The sequence below is a fragment of the Roseovarius pacificus genome (assembly GCF_900142665.1).
GTDB lineage: Bacteria > Pseudomonadota > Alphaproteobacteria > Rhodobacterales > Rhodobacteraceae > Roseovarius > Roseovarius pacificus.
The window spans coordinates 227,519-244,263 of record NZ_FRBR01000002.1 but is presented as its reverse complement, the minus strand read 5'-3'; the positions used below and the strand labels follow the sequence as shown (position 1 = coordinate 244,263).

Below are 16,745 nucleotides of genomic sequence, written 5' to 3'. Positions count from 1 at the left end.
GGTTATTCCTCGATCTCGCAGAACGCGACGCCCGGTTCGAGATCTTCTCCATCCCCAATGAGAAATCCGCGGAACCTGCCCGCAACTTCCGCCGTAATCGGTACGAAGGATTTCATCAACTCGACAAGAGCCAGCGTATCGCCGACAGCCACTGCATCGCCCGGCGTCTTGAAGGGCTCCGCATCGGGCTCGGGCTTGTGATACAGAAGTCCGGGCATCGCTGCCTCAATCTTGATGATAGCCATCTGAGAATTCCTTTTTTACTTCAGGGTCCGCTCAAGCACACGTTCAAGAGCGGCGAGGAAATGGTCCGCGTTGTCCCGGGTGAAAACCAGGGGCGGGCGAATCTTGAGAACATTGGCAGCCTTGGCACAGCCGGAAATAAGAACCTTCTCTTCCCGGAGCCCGTTGACAATTGCCGTCGCAAGCGCGGCATCCGGCGTTTTCGTTTCCAAGTCGGCGACCATCTCGACACCAATAAACAGACCGGCACCGCGCACGTCTCCGATCCGGGGGAATTCCGTCTGCAATCCCCGCATCCTTTCACGCATATAAATGCCGACCTTGCGGGCATTTTCGACGAGATCCTCTTTCTGGATGACGTCCAACACCGCCGCTGCGGCCCGCACCGCGACAGCATTCCCACCGAACGTGTTGAAATAACGCGCCTTGCGCCCGAATTCCTCGATCACATCGGGTCGCACTGCGACACCCGCAACCGGGTAACCATTGCCCATGGGCTTGCCCATCGTCACGATATCCGGCCTCACGTCGTGACGCTGAAAGCCCCACATGGCATCCCCCGTGCGGCCGAACCCGGATTGCACCTCATCGGCTATGTAAAGCGCCCCTGCGGCATGAGTTGCCGCGACAGCCTGCGCCAGAAAGCCCGCCGGCCCGTCGAACACGCCATCGCTCGCAAAAATTCCGTCGCAGATAAACAGCGCCGGTTTGATCCCGTGACGTTTCAAATCCGCAAAAGCGGCAGCGACGGCATCGCCGAACCCCTGGGCCATTCCGTCGCCCATACGGTAGGAATCCGGCGCGGGCACAGTTCGGACATGCGGTCCCAGATCAACGTTTTCACCAAGCGACGGAGAAAATTCCGATACAGACTGTGTGATACCATGATAGGCGGTTTCGGTCACGACGATCCCGGTCCCGCCGGTATAGCTTTGGGCAATTCGCACCGCGAGATCATTCGCGTCCGATCCTGTGCACGTGAACATCATATGGCCGATTTCATCGGGCATTGTCGCAAGCAGGCGTTCCGCATACTCCAGAATTGCCTCGTGGATATAACGCGTATTCGTCGCCAAGGTCGCCGCCTGATCGGCAATCGCGTCTACCACTTCGGGACGGCAATGCCCGATGGATGTCACGTTGTTGTACGCATCAAGGTAGGCTTCACCCTCCGGATCATAAAGCCAAACCCCCTCTCCCCGTACCAGATGCAAAGGACGCTCATAAAACAATCGGTAAGCCGGCCCCAACAATTCACTGCGGCGCCTGATCATATCCGCCGTGGTTGCGTCGAGCTCGGTCTCACCTTCTACAAAGGCATTCACCATGCCAGAATCGGTCTTCATGTTTCACTCCAATCCACACGCGAGCAAAAGTCGCGCCGTTACCTGATTTCGGTCGAGCGAGGCAAACCCCGCCATCGCACGTTTGGCCGGGCCGTTATTGCGCAGGATATAGGCGCCGTTTTCCGGATAACGTTGCGCGCGCCATTCGGTAATCGTTATCGACGTCACAAGACGCATGACGATCAGATCGCGCATAAGTTCAATCTCGGTTCGCTCAAGTGGCGTCACCTGATGATAGGCCGCGATCATTCGCGCGACGCTTCCCAAAGCATCGACAGGATGATCCGCAAGGTACGAGGCCGCGACCGCGACGTCGATGGCAAGACAGGTTTCCACCATGTCGCCGAAATCTATTACACCTGTTATCCTGGATCGGTCCTCAGGGCTTACCATCAAGTTGTGATGGTTTAGATCGTTGTGAACAACCTGATGACGAAGGCCGGCGAGTCTGGGCTGAACTTCAACCGAGTAATATGCCAGTTCCTCACGTATGGTCAGCCCGATGACGTCCTGCGGCAATGCATGTAACAGCGACTTCAGACGCCTTGCATGACGGATATCCCAAAGAAGTTCCTGCTTGGCCCCTTCGTGAGAAAAATCGCGCAACGCACACCCGACACGGGCCAGCACGTTTCCGATTGCCGTTTCAATTGCGGGCGTAATTTCGACCTTGTAGAGCGGGTCTCCCTGAAGCCACGTCAAGACGCGGACCATACTCTGCCGCCCATCCGAAAGAGTGACAGGCGTCTGGTACTCGCCGTCATTGGTTGGCACAAGCTTTGGCACTGGCAAATCCGGATCGTGACGCTCGATCCACAAGATACCTTGCGTCTGAAAGTCTGTTGTAACGCGCGCTTCTTGCGGATTCGAAATCTTGAGGACATATTCACGTCCGTCCGACGCCATGACGTGAAAATTCTGATCCCGCTCACAAGCGACCTCTGATAGCGCGGCGTCGATGCCATATCGCTCCTTCAGTAACCGGGTCGCTTCTTCTTGCGTCATGCAGGGCGGCGTGCTTCCCAATAGACCGGCAAGAATGGGATCACGTTCCAGCACCGACATTTCCGGAGTTTCCGCTTCAGACACGTTCCAACACCTCTGGCCGCGTCGCAGCGTCGATCTCGGCGCGCAATTCTGTCGCTTCGGCCCGGTCGATACAGCGGAAATTCAGAACTTCGTTGGGCTTGACCTGCCCCAGCTTCCACAGCGCCGCGCTTGCGACCGTAAATGGATTGATGAACCCCCCGGTACTCGGGGAATCATGCACAAGGATGATCGGCGTCTGCCCGGCCAGGTTCACCGCACCCAGCGGATATCCATGATCGATTATGTTCGAAGGATCATGACCGTGATCGGCATTCTTGTTCAGCGCCCTTTCAGAGAATGCAAACTCGGGCCCTGTAAGGCGTATCCCTGTACGGCTGCTCTTCGCCTGAACCTTCCAATCGACCGAAAAGAATATCTCGGTCGTCTCGTCGCTCAACCAGTCGTCATTGGGCCCCTTCAGGGCTTCGATTGACCAGCGCTTGTCATTTGAAAAACCCGGCCGCTTATCTGCGGGGATCGTGACTATCTCGTTCGCACCGGCCCCGCCACCAAGCGGCACATCCTGACCGGCGACAAGCGCGCATCCCCCGACACCTGCCTGATGGAATACCGCTCGCGAACCGAGAACAGGTTCCGTGGCGATCCCACCCGAAAAGCCGAGATAGGATCGGGCACCGGCAATCGCCGCCCCCAGTACCAGCTGCTGGCCCGCCTTGACCTCGATCGTTGTCCACATGGGCACGACTTCACCATCCAGCTCCGGGCGCATATCGGCGCCCGTGATCCCGATCTGGCAATCTGACTGAAATTTCAGGGTCGGCCCCAGGAACTGGCATTCAAGCGCCGCGGCATCACGATCGTTTCCGACAAGCAAATTCGCCTGCCGGAAGGACCATGCATCGAACGGGCCGGAAAACGGGAACCCCTGTTCAAGAAAACCGATTCTGCCCGGCAATTCCTGTACGCAGGTTTGCAGACCGGGTTTCACCACTGTAAAGCAACCGCTCATGCCTCTGCCTCCTGCGCTTTGGCCCAGTCCAGATAACGATCTACCGAGAACACCTGATAATCGACGATGTCATGGCGATATGATCCCGCCGCAACGCGCGACTTGATATCGTCGTATTCCTCAGGATCGACAGGCACGAAACGAACCCGGTCACCGGCGCGGAACAACGCCAGACTGTCCTTGAAGTCCGGCAAACGCTGCTCACCGTCATAGGTCGATGCCGGAGTATGCCCGATCAGTTGATAGCCCCCCGGCGTCGCATCCGGATAAATACATGTCAAAGCACCCCCGATCCCTATGGCGCCTTTCGGTGTATGCGTCCTCGGAGGATTGTATTTCGGCGCAATGATCCGCGCGCGCGGATTGAGCGGCAGGAGAGAACAAAGCCCGGGCCAGAAACCCAACGCCGCCACCCAGTATTCGGTTCCCGAGTGCAGGCGCTTCAACGCGGCCCGGTCCGACAAACCATTAAGCTGGCAAACAAGCTCCGGGTCAGGCGTCTTTTCGGAATAGGTCCTGCGGTAATCTGCGATGCAGGCTTCCGTTTCCCCGTCGAAATACAGGACAGGAATGGTGATGAGCCGACTGGGCAGCGCGCCGGTCGCCCCCCGGCCAAGATCGGCGTAGATCGCAGAAACCTCGCGGCAAAGATCCTCGTATCTCATGAGATCGGGATCATAAGAAATCTGAAATGAAGCCAGTTCCGGTATCAGGTCCAGAATGGCCTCGAACTTCGCGTCCCGGACAGCTGCGACCAGCTTATGAACGATAAAGTTGATGGTGAAATCCATTTCATCGCCCAACTCCACTTCGATCGCACAATCGCCACCCGGATAAAATCGCGGCTCATCATAAAGCATCTGGTTGATTTCTCCTTTTTTTGCCGACCCATGCCGGAAAGGCTGAAGGGGGGAGGTCAACGCATAGGTTGCAATTTTCGGTATATCATATATCAAATAGCGTCAATGACATTTATGTGTATCTTGTGTCGAAATGCGCTATGCGTTGCGATGAAAAAGGAAGTCGGCGTATGAAGAAAATCGAACATCACTCTTTGAGCGACAGGGCCTATCAGGCCCTCAAGGACAGCCTGCAAGAAGGGGTCTTCCTTCCGATGCAGCCGCTGGTCATTCGGACGCTTGCCAACGAATACGGTATTTCCGCAACGCCTATTCGGGAGGCGCTTCAAAGGCTTGTCGCAGAGCGCCTTCTCATCGTCTTGCCAAACCGCTCGATCGTCGTTCCGCGAATGACGCGCAGACTGTTCCTCGACATCATGCCGATCCGCGTATCCCTCGAAGGCTTGGCCGCACGCCTGGCCGCGCCCAACTTTTCCGGCAAAGACATTGAAAAGCTTGAAAAACTGGTCGAACGCGTCGCGAACTCGACAAAGACTTACGACGCGCAAACCTATCTTCTGCACAATCGCGAATTTCACTTTGCGATCTACAAAAAGGCCGGAAACCCTGAACTCCTTCAACTGATCGACGATCTCTGGCTCAAGGTCGGCCCGGTCTTTACCGGCCTGTTCGACGACACCTATTTCCGCGAACACGCCAACGACGAGCATCAGAACATCCTCCGCGCAATCAAGGCCGGAGATGCCGAAGCCGCCGAACGGTTCATGCGACAAGACATCGACATCGCGGCAAAGGCGCTGCTTCCACTCATGCCCGACGACGGCATTGAATAGGCCCCCTGCCCCTGAAATTCAGGTATGCCGAACACAAGGATCATGAGGTCTTGTTGAGCTTGGCAAAGAGAAGCCAGAATGTCCCCGCCAACAATGGCAGCGTCAGCACCAGTATGATCGACGACAATGAGAATATGATCGGCACCTGACTTTGCTGCGCCGCCGCCTGCACCCAGTTCCACACGGGCATCGTTTCGGCCGTTCCGCGCAGGAATATGGTTCGCATGACCTCATTGAAGGACATGAGGAACCCGAAAAGTCCCGCGCTCACGATGCCCGGCATCAGGATCGGAAATTCGATGTCTCTGAAGATTTGCCAGTCAGACGCCCCAAGATCGCGCCCGGCTTCGATCAGGCTTTGATCGAAACGCAACGTGACCACCAGAACGATCAGAAGCGCATACGGCAGCGCCCAGACATAGTGCCCAACCGCAATTGACCAGAACCCGAGATCGAACCCGAGAACCGACCGCGCGAAAATGAAAAGCGCCGCCCCCATCGACATCCCCGGCACGAACAGTGGCAAGACGAACATCACGAGCATCTTGCCGGGGCGGTGCATCTTTGGAACGGCGCGGCCGATGACCGTTGCAGTCACCGCGCTTATGAGGCCGATGATCAATCCGATCAATATGCTCGCGACCATCGGCATATGCCATGCATCGCTGGCAAACAGCGCACGGTAATGTTCAAGCGAGAATGGGCCGGGAATTCCCGAAAGCGGATCGCGGGAAATGGACAGCAGGACCAACCACAGCAGTGGAAAATAAATCAGCCCAAGCATCCCCAGACCAAGCCATTTTCCCGCTGTTTTCCAGAGGGGACTGAAACTGATCTCCAGTTTCGCGTCAGTTTCCGGGGCCGGAAGAACGGAAAGATCAGACATTGTGTTTCCTCAGATCAACGAAGTGTCAGGCCAGAAGCGCCGAAACGCCGAAGGACCAGAAGAAGGACAGCGAGCAGCACCAGCAGCAGTGCGATAACGAAGGTCGACAGCGCGGCAACGACCGGATAGCGCAAGGCCGTGTAGGCACTCTCGATCGAGCTGGACAGAAGGTTGACAAATCCGCCGCCCAGCATGCCGGGTTCGACCCAGGCCGCCAGTGCCGGACCAAGTGTAAAGACGAATCCGGCGACCACCCCCGGTAATGCCAGCGGGAAAATCACGCGCCAGAAAGTCTGCGCCGGAGTGGCCCCGAGATCGTTCGACGCTTCGATAAGACTGTCGTCGATCAGGCTGATCGCCATATAGATCGGCAGGACCATCGGCGGAAAAAGCGCCGGGATCATACCGAAATGAACGGCGAACTCCGAATATAACATCCATTCGACTGGTGAATCGATCACGCCGGTGGACAGCAGGATCGTGTTGATAAGACCGTTCTGACCAAGGATCGCACGCCAAACGATGGTTCTGGACGACAGATCCAGAAAAAACGGGATCGTCAGAAGCGCCAGAAAAATCGCGCGGCTCGATTTGCTGATCGTCGACTTTGCCAGCCAAAGGGCGAACGGAAATCCGACCACGAGTTCGATCATCGTGACCGTCAACGCCACTCTCAGGGTGCGCAGAGTAACCTCGAAGCGGCCGGAGGCGAACAATCCTGTCCAGGTATCCAGACTCGGAGTAAAGACCGTCTGGAAATATTCCGTCGTGAAAAAGCTGTAAACGAACAGAATGATGAGCGGAACGATTACGACAACGAACCAGGCCAGCATGATGGCTGCCAAAGCCACCTGCGAAAATGACAGCGTGATTTTGGATCGCTTTGCGATAGTGGCCTGCATCGGCGCACTGGACACGTTTTCCATCTCGGTGTTCATTGTCATCTTTCGAACTTTTCATGAATGGCCACAGGGCCACGATCCCGCAGATAGGCGCCCCCGCGCGGGAGGGGGGCGCCTGCATTGTTTCGGCGATCAGGCGTTCAGAAAACGCTGCCACTGATCTTCGATATCTGCCGAATTTTGCGGGGTCGTTGTCGATACGAAGGGTTTGGAGAACTTCTTGGCAACCTTGGCTTCGGTAGCTTTCAGCGCGGCAACCTCGTCCCCGGACCAGCCGTTTTCCTCGGCATATTCCACGCCAAGATCCATGTTCGGGCCTGCATAGCCGCGATCCCGTGCCTGAAGCGCGCGATATTCACCGCTCAGGAAATAGTTCAGCACCTTGTAGATATTGGCAACATTGTCGCGCTCCATCGCCTGTTTGGCGACATAGGCACCATGGCCCCACTTGAAGTAGCCTTCTTTCGTATAGGCATAACGCGTTGCATCAGCGCCCAGTACAATATTTGCCTCCCGGACCGCCGGTTCCCAGCAGTTGATCACATCGACCTCTTGATTCGTAAGAAGCTGGATCTGTTCTTCGAATGCACCATAGAGCGTCCGGAACTGCCCCGCTTTCTTACGTTCGATCAGGAAATCGGCGACAACCTTCGCCTCGTCGCCCGTCATGTCGGCAACATTCCCGATCTCCGCCGCGCCTTTGGATTTCAGATAGAGCGCTGCACTCGGGAAGGAATAAGCCCAGCCCTGACCATATGCGACACGGCCTCGCGTGTCCTCATCGTCAAACATCAGCGACCAGGACAACTCCTCCTCGCTATCGGGCGCAAGCCCGAGTTTCCCGGGAAAATAGCCGAAGCTGTCCGCATTGCCGATCACCGGAACTCCCCATTGGGTGCCCTCCGAGTCCGTCACGACATCCGACCGTTTCCAATCGTCCGAGGTGCGCTCCCAAAGCGACAGCTCGGGATTCGCCGTGTCGATCTCGGCATAGAAACCGCGCGGGCCCAGAATGTCTTCGGTGCCGCTTTCGAAGATGAAAATATCGGTGGAGTCGCCGAGATTGGACGCCATGATGTCCCGCATGAAGACGCCGACATCGTTGCTCGTCCCGCTCAGATCGCACCGCACGCCAATGCTGGCCTCCATAGGAGCCCAATCCTTGAGCGCGGCGGTCGGAACGCCATATGCCGTCACCACCGGCAGATCCTGCGCCCGAGCGGCAACAGGCATCCCTGCCACACCGCCGACGGCTGCGGTTCCCGCAACCGCCGTCAATCCCTGCAACATGGAACGACGCGTCAGTTCCACCTGGGAATACGTTGAAAATTTATCTTTCATTTTACTCTCTCCTGTTGGCCACCGCCTCTGGCAGTGGATATTCAGACGCTGCCTTTCGCGAAGATGACAGCGTCAGTCTCTTTCCAGCCGACCCGGCTGGCGGTTTCATTCTCCATGGGGGCGCCATGCCAGCTGCGCATGCGCAACGCACCGGCGACAGTTTCCATCACGATGTCGGTGTATTTGCCGCGATAGACCTTGCTCTTCATCGTCCCGTCGATGCCGTTACCGCCCGGCCCAACGGGGCTGAGACGCTCGGCGCGCAACGCAATGCTGACGGGGCTTCCCACGGCCAGATCAGTTGAGATCAGCTTGCCGCGCACCACGGCGCCGCCGCCCAGATCGATCTCGCCCACTGCGCCGTCACGACGAACCAGCCGGCCATCCAGGATGTTTTCGTACCCCATGAAATCAGCAGCGAAGCGCGACACCGGATGATCGAAAAGATCGAGAGGCTCCCCGCTTTGTTCGATACGACCGTGCCGCATCAGAACCACCCGGTCGCTCATCGTAAGCGCCTCTTCCTGCGAATGGGTGATATAGACAAAGGTCATGTCCAGCTTGCGCTGAAGATCCATCAATTCAAGCTGCATATCCTGACGCAGCCGCTCGTCGAGCGCGCCAAGGGGCTCGTCCAAAAGCAGAACCGCGGGTTTCGTGACAACCGCACGCGCAAGAGCGACCCGCTGTCGCTCGCCCCCCGATAGCTGACGAATGTTTCTGTCGGCCTTTGCCTCCAGTTGCACCATGGCCAGGGCCCGCTGCGCCTCTTTCAGGGCATCGCCTGTGGGCACTTTGCGAATTTTAAGCCCATAGGCGACGTTCTCGACCACCGTCATATGCGGGAAGAGCGCATAGTTCTGGAACACCGTCGTACAGCGCCGCCTGGCCGCCGGAACACCCACAACGCTTTCGCCTCCGATACGAAGACACGAAACCGAGGTCGGCGTCTCAAGTCCCGAGATGACACGCAACATGGTTGTCTTGCCCGAGCCGCTGGAGCCCAGAATGGTCAGGAACTCGCCCTTCGCCGCCGAGAGCGACACATGCGACAGCGCCGTCACCGGCCCATATTTGTGGACGACGTCACGCACCTCAAGCATGGGTTCCGCATTCATATCTTTCATCTCATTTCCTTGATCATATGCCGTTCAGTTCCTCAGAACCGCCGCCTCGAGCGTCATCATCTGCAATGCGAGGGAAACCGCTATTTCCAGAAGGCTTCGGGACAAATCCACAGGGTCGCAGAGTTTCGGCACATCCGCATTCCAGTCGGCATATCCGGCGTCCTGCCCGACATTGAACCGCAGCTTGTCCGCCGGTGCCCGCAAGGCATCGCTCACGATCCGCCGCGCAGCGCGCTCTTGCGGACTGTGCGCCTCGGACGCCCCGATAAGCTCCGCAACGGAAACAAGCCCCCTGCCCGCACCCTCGATTGTTCCATACGCTTGTGCCGACCGGATCGAACTCAACGCCCGCCGCACCTCGCCTGTCAGGCCCGGATTCGTCGCGTCCGTCCCGACCGACAGTTCGACCCATCTTCCCGCCAGGCGAGACAGGCGCCGTTGCGCGTGTTCGCGATCCAGTGAAAGATAACGGTTGCGCGCCACCTCAGCGGCAATACCCTTCAAACGCAGTGCGATCTCTTTCTCGTCGCCCCCGGGCTCGAGAAATGTGATGCGCTGGCCCTGCCGCGTCAGCCCGGAAGCTGCCCCAAGCATGTCCGGGGTGAGATGCTTCAGGCTTCGCCCCGTTTCCTCCGAAATAAGGATCGATCCGGTTGCTATCGCCAAATCCGTCAACACCTCAGCCGCACGGGGGCCTTTATCGACGGGCACGAAAGCCGAGACACGCAGTATTCCCGCGACGCGGTTGCGCTCGAGAAGCGTCTTTGCCTCGCCCTCAAGCCCACGCGCGGCGATCACCAGACTCTTGTCGCTTTTCGCAAAGCCCTCGATCACCGGCAGAAGCGGTTTGAGGTCCTGTATGACATCATTCACAACCAGAACGAACACGCGCGCCATGTCGGTCAGCGTCCCGCCGAGCGACGGCTCCATATCGACGATAAAACCCTGGCTCGCCGTGAAAACGATCCCTTCTTCGGGATGTTCGGAAACCTCGACATGCCCTTCCCGACCGGCGGCCACGATCGCCTGACGCATCCCGTCTGCCGCAGCGTCAGAAAGATCGAACGCATTTAAAACCGGGGCCGGGTCATCGAAGCTCTCCGTGCATGACGCAAACGCCGCGTTCACCTCGGGAAAAAGCCCCGAGACCGCCCTTGACAAGACGGTCGGATGAATACCCGCGGCAACGGCTTTGCGGCTGGTCGCCAGGGCGGACTCGACCATCGCGGCAAGCCGCGCCGTCCCATCCTGCAAATCCTGATCCGCCGCAACGAATGTTTCGCGAAGCAATTTCTCCGCCGCGCTCTGCCCTGTGAAATGGCGAATGACATCCGCCCCGGTTTCCGCGCGCCGAACAGAGCCGCCCTGCGAATAGACTGCGGTTCGCCCTTGCGGCCCCAACCCGGCTGCCGCAGCACGCAACGCCGGAGAAAGCCTGTCGGAAATGGAAAGACGAAGCTGGTCACCGAACAGGACACGGGATGCGCTCATGTGTCCTCCAGAACGCCTTCGCGTTTCAAAGTCTCATATACGGCCCTGGCCACCTCCAACGCGCCCGGCGTGTCCGAATGCACACAAATGCTGTCGGCGACAACAGGGACATCCTTGCCGTTCACCGACGTCGTCACGCCCTCCTTGACCGCACGAAGAACCCTTTCACAGACCACGTCCGCCGGAATGGCCTTGTGTTCTCGTGAAATGATCTGGCGTCCGTCGTCACCGTAATCGAGGTCCGAATAGAATTCGCAGGAGAACGGGACGCCACGGCGCGTGAAAACCTCGGACATGCAGCAATCCGAGTAGGCGATCACCGGAAGGTTGAAAATCTCGGCAGCGTCGGCGACCCCTTCCGCCACATGCATTTCATTCTGCGCCATCCCGAAAAGCGCACCGTGCGGCTTGATATGTGATAGCTCCAGGCCCTCAGCCCGGACGAAAGCCTGAAGCGCGCCCGTTTGGTAAACAATAAGGGCGGACACTTCTTCTCGCGTCATCTGCATCCTTCTGCGCCCGAAACCTTCGCGGTCAGGCAGGCCCGGATGAGACCCGACATTGATTCCGGCCGCCTTCGCTTCCCTGACCGTCCGTTGCATCGTGACCGGATCGGATGCGTGAAAACCGCATGCGACATTCGCATGTGTGACGAAAGGCATGCAGGCGGAATCATCTCCGAAATTATAGATCCCGAAGGCTTCGCCCATATCGCAGTTGATCGTAATCATATGCCCCCCAAAATGATATATGATGTAGCGTATACCACTCCTTATCGACCGGGATGTCAAGACTGTGAAGCAAGCAAAGCCCGCCTCTCAGATCGCTGATCGTCTCCTGCATATCATTTGAGCACCCGCTCGGGTGCAGTGTCAGGGCAATCTGACCCGAGACCGATCACCCGGGGGACCAGGGCCGAGACAGCCCTGATCGCGCCCTCGTCTCTTTCGATTCCGCCGCTCCTGCGCACAAGCCGCCCTGGCGGTTTGCCATACGGTCCGCTTGCCCCGTGAAACACCGGGCCGCCCCTGGGAGCGGCCGGAATGTCCCATCCGCTGCCAGCCGCAGGACATGAAGGAAACTCATATTAAAACCGATAAACATTCATTTTTATTCACATTCGAGACCCGTTACCCTGACCGTTCAACCGCCAAACGGAATCCTGTTGCAATGCTGAACTTCTCTTTGCCCGACGCCTCCTGCCTCGCCACGCTGCGCACCCTCGCGGCCGAGCGCATCCTGATCCTCGACGGCGCCATGGGCACGATGATCCAGACGCTGAACATGACCGAAGAGGATTTCACCGGCCATGGCCATGCGGGCTGTCGGCATCACCACCATTCCGACCACCCGCAAAAGGGCAACAACGACCTGCTCGTTCTGACCCAGCCCGAGGCGGTGGAAGAGATCCAGTTCACCTTTGCCATGGCAGGCGCGGATATCCTTGAAACGAACACCTTTTCCTCGACCACGATCGCGCAGGCGGATTACGGTCTGGAGGCGGCGGTGCATGATTTGAATGTGGCCGGCGCACGCGTCGCGCGCCGCGCGGCGGACCGGGCAGAGGCCCGGGACGGCCGCCCGCGTTTCGTGGCCGGCGCCGTGGGCCCCACCAACCGCACCGCCAGCATCAGCCCGGATGTCAACGATCCGGGCTATCGGGCCGTCAGCTTCGACGACCTGCGCCTCGCCTATGGCCAGCAGATCGACGGGCTGATCGAAGGCGGCGCCGACCTGATCCTGATCGAAACGATCTTCGACACGCTGAACGCCAAGGCCGCGATCTTTGCCGCCTTCGAAAGTTTCACCAGGGCGGGGCGGCGGTTGCCGATCATGATTTCCGGCACGATCACCGATGCCTCGGGGCGCACCCTGTCGGGCCAGACCCCCACCGCCTTCTGGCACTCGGTCGCCCATGCGCGCCCCTTTACCGTGGGGCTCAACTGCGCCCTCGGGGCCGAGGCGATGCGCCCGCACATGGCCGAAATCGCGGGCGTCGCCACCGCGCTCACCTGCGCCTACCCGAATGCCGGGCTGCCCAACGCCTTTGGCGAATACGACGAGGGGCCGGAGGACACCGCGCGTCAGGTGGCCGGGTTCGCCCGCGAGGGCATCGTCAATGTCGTCGGCGGCTGCTGCGGCACGACGCCCGACCATATCCGCGCCATCGCCGAATCCGTCGCCCCCTTCCCGCCACGAAAGGTGCCCGCATGACCCGCTATCTTCGCCTTTCGGGGCTCGAACCCTTTGTCCTGACACCCGACATTCCCTTCGTGAACGTGGGCGAGCGCACAAATGTCACCGGCTCGGCACGGTTCCGCAAACTGATCGTCAACCGCGATTACGCCGCCGCGCTGGAGGTCGCGCGCGATCAGGTCGAGAACGGCGCTCAGATCATCGACGTCAATATGGACGAGGGGCTGATCGACTCCAGGCAGGCGATGATCGAGTTTCTCAATCTCGTTGCCTCGGAGCCCGATATCGCCCGCGTGCCGATCATGATCGACAGCTCCAAATGGGAGGTGATCGAGGCGGGCCTGCAATGCGTGCAAGGCAAGCCGGTGGTCAATTCCATCAGCCTGAAAGAAGGCGAAGACGCCTTCCGCCATCACGCGGGCCTGTGCCTGGCCTACGGCGCCGCCGTCGTCGTCATGGCCTTCGACGAGACCGGGCAGGCCGACACCTTTGACCGCAAGACCGAAATCTGCGCCCGCGCCTATCGCATTCTCGTCGGGGAAATGGGCTTCCCGCCCGAGGACATCATCTTCGATCCGAACGTCTTCGCCGTCGCGACCGGCATCGAGGAACACGACAATTACGGCGTCGATTTCATCGAGGCGACACGCTGGATTCGCACGAACCTGGCCCATGCCCATGTCTCGGGCGGGGTCTCCAACCTCTCCTTCAGCTTCCGTGGCAACGAACCCGTGCGCGAGGCGATGCACGCCGTATTCCTTTATCACGCGATCCAGGCCGGCATGGATATGGGCATCGTCAACGCGGGCCAGCTTGCCGTCTACGATCAGATCGAACCCGACCTGCGCGAGGCCTGCGAGGATGTGGTTCTGAACCGCAAGCCGAAAGCGGGCGGCACCGCGACCGAAAGGATGCTGGAAATCGCCGAACGGTTCCGCGGCGACAAGCGCGAAGAAAAGGTGCGCGATCTGGCCTGGCGCGACTGGCCCGTCGAAAAGCGGCTGGAACACGCGCTGGTCAACGGCATCACCGAATTCATCGAAGAAGACACCGAGACCGCGCGGCAAACCGCGGAACGTCCCCTGCACGTCATCGAAGGCCCGCTGATGGCGGGGATGAACGTGGTGGGCGATCTGTTCGGCGCAGGCAAGATGTTCCTGCCGCAGGTGGTGAAATCCGCCCGCGTGATGAAACAGGCCGTCGCCGTGTTGCTGCCCTACATGGAAGAGGAAAAGCGCCTCAATGGCGGTGAAGGGCGGCAATCGGCGGGCAAGGTTCTGATGGCGACGGTCAAGGGCGACGTGCACGATATCGGCAAGAATATCGTCGGCGTCGTGCTGGCCTGCAACAATTACGATATCGTCGATCTGGGGGTCATGGTGCCGCCGCAGAAAATCCTGCAAGTCGCCCGCGAGGAAAAGGTCGATGTGATCGGCCTGTCGGGCCTGATCACCCCCTCGCTGGACGAGATGGTGCATCTGGCGTCGGAAATGGAACGCGAAGGCTTTGACGTTCCGCTGCTGATCGGCGGTGCCACCACGTCGAAGGTTCACACCGCCGTCAAGATCGCGCCGCGCTACGAAAAGGGCCAGACCGTCTATGTCACCGATGCAAGCCGGGCGGTCGGTGTGGTCGGCGCGCTGCTCAATCCGGGGCAAAAGGCCGGGTATGTCGCGGACATCCGCGCCGATTATGCCGAGGTGGCCGAAAAGCACGAGCGCGGCGAACGCGCCAAAAGCCGCCTGCCGATCGAGACGGCGCGCGCCAATGCGCTCGCGTTCGACTGGGACAGCTATCGGCCCCCTGCCCCGTCCTTTACCGGCACGCGGGTTCTGCCCGATTGGGATCTGGCCGAAATCGCCCGCTACATAGACTGGACACCCTTCTTCCAGACCTGGGAAATGCGCGGGGTCTACCCCAAAATCCTGGAGGACGAGAAACAGGGCGAAGCCGCCCGCGCGCTGTTTGCCGATGCACAGGACATGCTGGACCGGATCGTGACCGAACGCTGGTTCACGCCGCGCGCCGTGGTGGGATTCTGGCCCGCAAACGCGGTGGGTGACGACATCCGGCTCTTTACCGGCGCGGACCGCGAGGAAACGCTGGCCACCCTGCACACGCTGCGCCAGCAGACCGGCAAGCGCAACGGACGCCCCAATGTCGCGCTGTCGGATTTCGTGGCACCTGTCGGGAAAGGGTCCGATCATGTCGGCGGATTCGTCGTGACGGCAGGGCCGGAAGAGGCCGACATCGCCGAACGGCTGGACAAGGCCAACGACAATTACGGCGCGATCCTCGTCAAGGCGCTGGCCGACCGCGTCGCCGAGGCCATGGCCGAAATGCTGCACGAACGCGTGCGGCGCGAGTTCTGGGGTTATGCGCCGGACGAAGCCTTCGACCCGCAGGCGCTGATCGGCGAACCCTATGACGGCATCCGCCCCGCGCCCGGATATCCCGCACAGCCCGACCATACCGAAAAACGCACCCTCTTCCGCCTGCTCGACGCCGAGGACGCGACCGGGGTGAAACTGACGGAAAGCATGGCGATGTGGCCGGGGTCATCCGTCTCGGGCCTCTATATCGGGCATCCCGACAGCTATTATTTCGGGGTGGGCAAGGTCGAACGCGACCAGGTGGAGGAGTACGCCCGCCGCAAAGGCATGAGCCTGGAAGAGGCCGAACGCTGGCTTGCCCCGGTGCTGAACTACATCCCGAACGCCCCGGGCCGCCGCGAGGCCGCCTGAAACCACGGCCTGCGGCCCCCGCCGGTTGCGTCACACAGGCCCCGAACGCCCGCACGGACTCCGGGGAAAACCGGCGCGCCGCCGTCGCCCCGTCCGTGGCCTCGTGGCTTACCGCATAGGGTGCGAAACGGCGTGTCGTGGCGTCTGTGGCAAGGGACCGTCCCCGAAATCCGGCATTTGTGTCCATGTTGTATGCAACCGGGCCACCCGGCCCCAAGTTTCGTACAAAACCCGCGTACACTTCGTACGTTTCGTACAAATCCCAAACCCCACCGCGCCGGGGTCCGAGGGATGGGGTTCTGCTCAGACAAATGACGGCATCCGGGATCGGAGGCCCGTCAAAATCATCACCTGCAAGACACCATCCGCATGAATCCCAAAGGTTTTTCTTTTCTCGCGCCACGATCCACGCTATCAGGATACCACTTCGGTCTGAACGGCATGCCCGTTCGGTGAAAAGGGAACACGGTGCGGTGTCGCCATCAGACACCAATTCCGCGACTGCCCCCGCAACTGTAAGCGGATAGCGAAGCCGGATCAAAGTCACTGCCGCACATGAACGCGGTGGGAAGGCCCGGCCAAGCAATGACCCGCAAGTCAGGAGACCTGCCGAGGTGATCACCCTGTCCGGGTGCGGGGCGCGCCGAGGACAACGGATGCCGTCCGTAGTGGTGACATTTCACCATCTGCGGGGGCGTTTCCTCCACAGATTCACAT

At 59.7% G+C, this 16,745-nt stretch carries 14 protein-coding genes and 1 riboswitch; of the genes, 3 read left to right on the top strand and 11 right to left on the bottom strand.

Annotated elements, in window-relative coordinates:
• Positions 1–2 precede the first annotated feature (2 nt).
• From BUB53_RS06775 to BUB53_RS06755, 5 genes are read right to left on the bottom strand one after another with little or no spacing between them, the layout of a single operon-like run.
• Positions 3–245 carry a biotin/lipoyl-containing protein gene (locus BUB53_RS06775; protein WP_073033941.1) on the bottom strand — a complete coding sequence of 81 codons (243 nt, stop codon included), beginning with the start codon at positions 243–245 and terminating at the stop codon, positions 3–5.
• Positions 246–260: 15 nt separating this feature from the next.
• Complete coding sequence (locus BUB53_RS06770) at positions 261–1,589, bottom strand: aspartate aminotransferase family protein (protein WP_073033940.1); 1,329 nt, start codon at positions 1,587–1,589, stop codon at positions 261–263.
• A 3-nt stretch (positions 1,590–1,592) separates the two neighbouring features.
• Complete coding sequence (locus tag BUB53_RS06765) at positions 1,593–2,678, bottom strand: phosphotransferase (protein ID WP_143163157.1); 1,086 nt, start codon at positions 2,676–2,678, stop codon at positions 1,593–1,595.
• Entirely contained in the window at positions 2,671–3,648 is a 978-nt protein-coding gene (locus BUB53_RS06760; protein WP_073033938.1) for a 5-oxoprolinase subunit C family protein, read from the bottom strand. Before BUB53_RS06760 ends, BUB53_RS06765 begins: the two co-directional genes overlap by 8 nt.
• Positions 3,645–4,508 carry a 5-oxoprolinase subunit B family protein gene (locus BUB53_RS06755; protein WP_073033937.1) on the bottom strand — a complete coding sequence of 288 codons (864 nt, stop codon included), beginning with the start codon at positions 4,506–4,508 and terminating at the stop codon, positions 3,645–3,647. Before BUB53_RS06755 ends, BUB53_RS06760 begins: the two co-directional genes overlap by 4 nt.
• Positions 4,509–4,648: 140 nt before the next feature.
• Here BUB53_RS06755 and BUB53_RS06750 point away from each other — a divergent pair, with 140 nt between their 5' ends.
• The gene (locus BUB53_RS06750; RefSeq protein WP_084728959.1) at positions 4,649–5,341 is read left to right on the top strand and encodes a GntR family transcriptional regulator; all 693 of its coding nucleotides are present in this window, start codon (positions 4,649–4,651) and stop codon (positions 5,339–5,341) included.
• A 40-nt stretch (positions 5,342–5,381) separates the two neighbouring features.
• Here the strand turns inward: BUB53_RS06750 and BUB53_RS06745 are convergent, their stop codons facing one another.
• The 6 genes from BUB53_RS06745 to pxpA form a co-directional block, all read right to left on the bottom strand.
• The gene (locus BUB53_RS06745) at positions 5,382–6,227 is read right to left on the bottom strand and encodes an ABC transporter permease (RefSeq protein ID WP_073033935.1); all 846 of its coding nucleotides are present in this window, start codon (positions 6,225–6,227) and stop codon (positions 5,382–5,384) included.
• 14 nt (positions 6,228–6,241) lie between these two features.
• Positions 6,242–7,171 carry an ABC transporter permease gene (locus BUB53_RS06740; RefSeq protein ID WP_073033934.1) on the bottom strand — a complete coding sequence of 310 codons (930 nt, stop codon included), beginning with the start codon at positions 7,169–7,171 and terminating at the stop codon, positions 6,242–6,244.
• Between the two features lie 90 nt (positions 7,172–7,261).
• Positions 7,262–8,470: an ABC transporter substrate-binding protein gene (locus BUB53_RS06735; RefSeq protein WP_073033933.1), complete on the bottom strand. Its 1,209-nt coding sequence runs from the start codon at positions 8,468–8,470 to the stop codon at positions 7,262–7,264.
• A gap of 41 nt (positions 8,471–8,511) precedes the next feature.
• Positions 8,512–9,597: an ABC transporter ATP-binding protein gene (locus BUB53_RS06730; protein WP_073033932.1), complete on the bottom strand. Its 1,086-nt coding sequence runs from the start codon at positions 9,595–9,597 to the stop codon at positions 8,512–8,514.
• Between the two features lie 24 nt (positions 9,598–9,621).
• Positions 9,622–11,088 carry a TCP-1/cpn60 chaperonin family protein gene (locus BUB53_RS06725; RefSeq protein ID WP_073033931.1) on the bottom strand — a complete coding sequence of 489 codons (1,467 nt, stop codon included), beginning with the start codon at positions 11,086–11,088 and terminating at the stop codon, positions 9,622–9,624.
• Positions 11,085–11,819 (bottom strand): 5-oxoprolinase subunit PxpA, encoded by a 735-nt coding sequence (gene pxpA, locus BUB53_RS06720; RefSeq protein ID WP_073033930.1) that lies wholly within the window; start codon positions 11,817–11,819, stop codon positions 11,085–11,087. The genes BUB53_RS06725 and pxpA overlap by 4 nt, the downstream gene beginning before the upstream one ends.
• 439 nt (positions 11,820–12,258) lie before the next feature.
• Here pxpA and BUB53_RS06715 point away from each other — a divergent pair, with 439 nt between their 5' ends.
• The gene (locus BUB53_RS06715) at positions 12,259–13,302 is read left to right on the top strand and encodes a homocysteine S-methyltransferase family protein (protein ID WP_073033929.1); all 1,044 of its coding nucleotides are present in this window, start codon (positions 12,259–12,261) and stop codon (positions 13,300–13,302) included.
• Positions 13,299–16,028 carry a methionine synthase gene (gene metH / locus BUB53_RS06710; RefSeq protein ID WP_073033928.1) on the top strand — a complete coding sequence of 910 codons (2,730 nt, stop codon included), beginning with the start codon at positions 13,299–13,301 and terminating at the stop codon, positions 16,026–16,028. Before BUB53_RS06715 ends, metH begins: the two co-directional genes overlap by 4 nt.
• Positions 16,029–16,439: 411 nt before the next feature.
• Positions 16,440–16,656: riboswitch (cobalamin riboswitch) on the top strand.
• Positions 16,657–16,745: the final 89 nt, after the last annotated feature.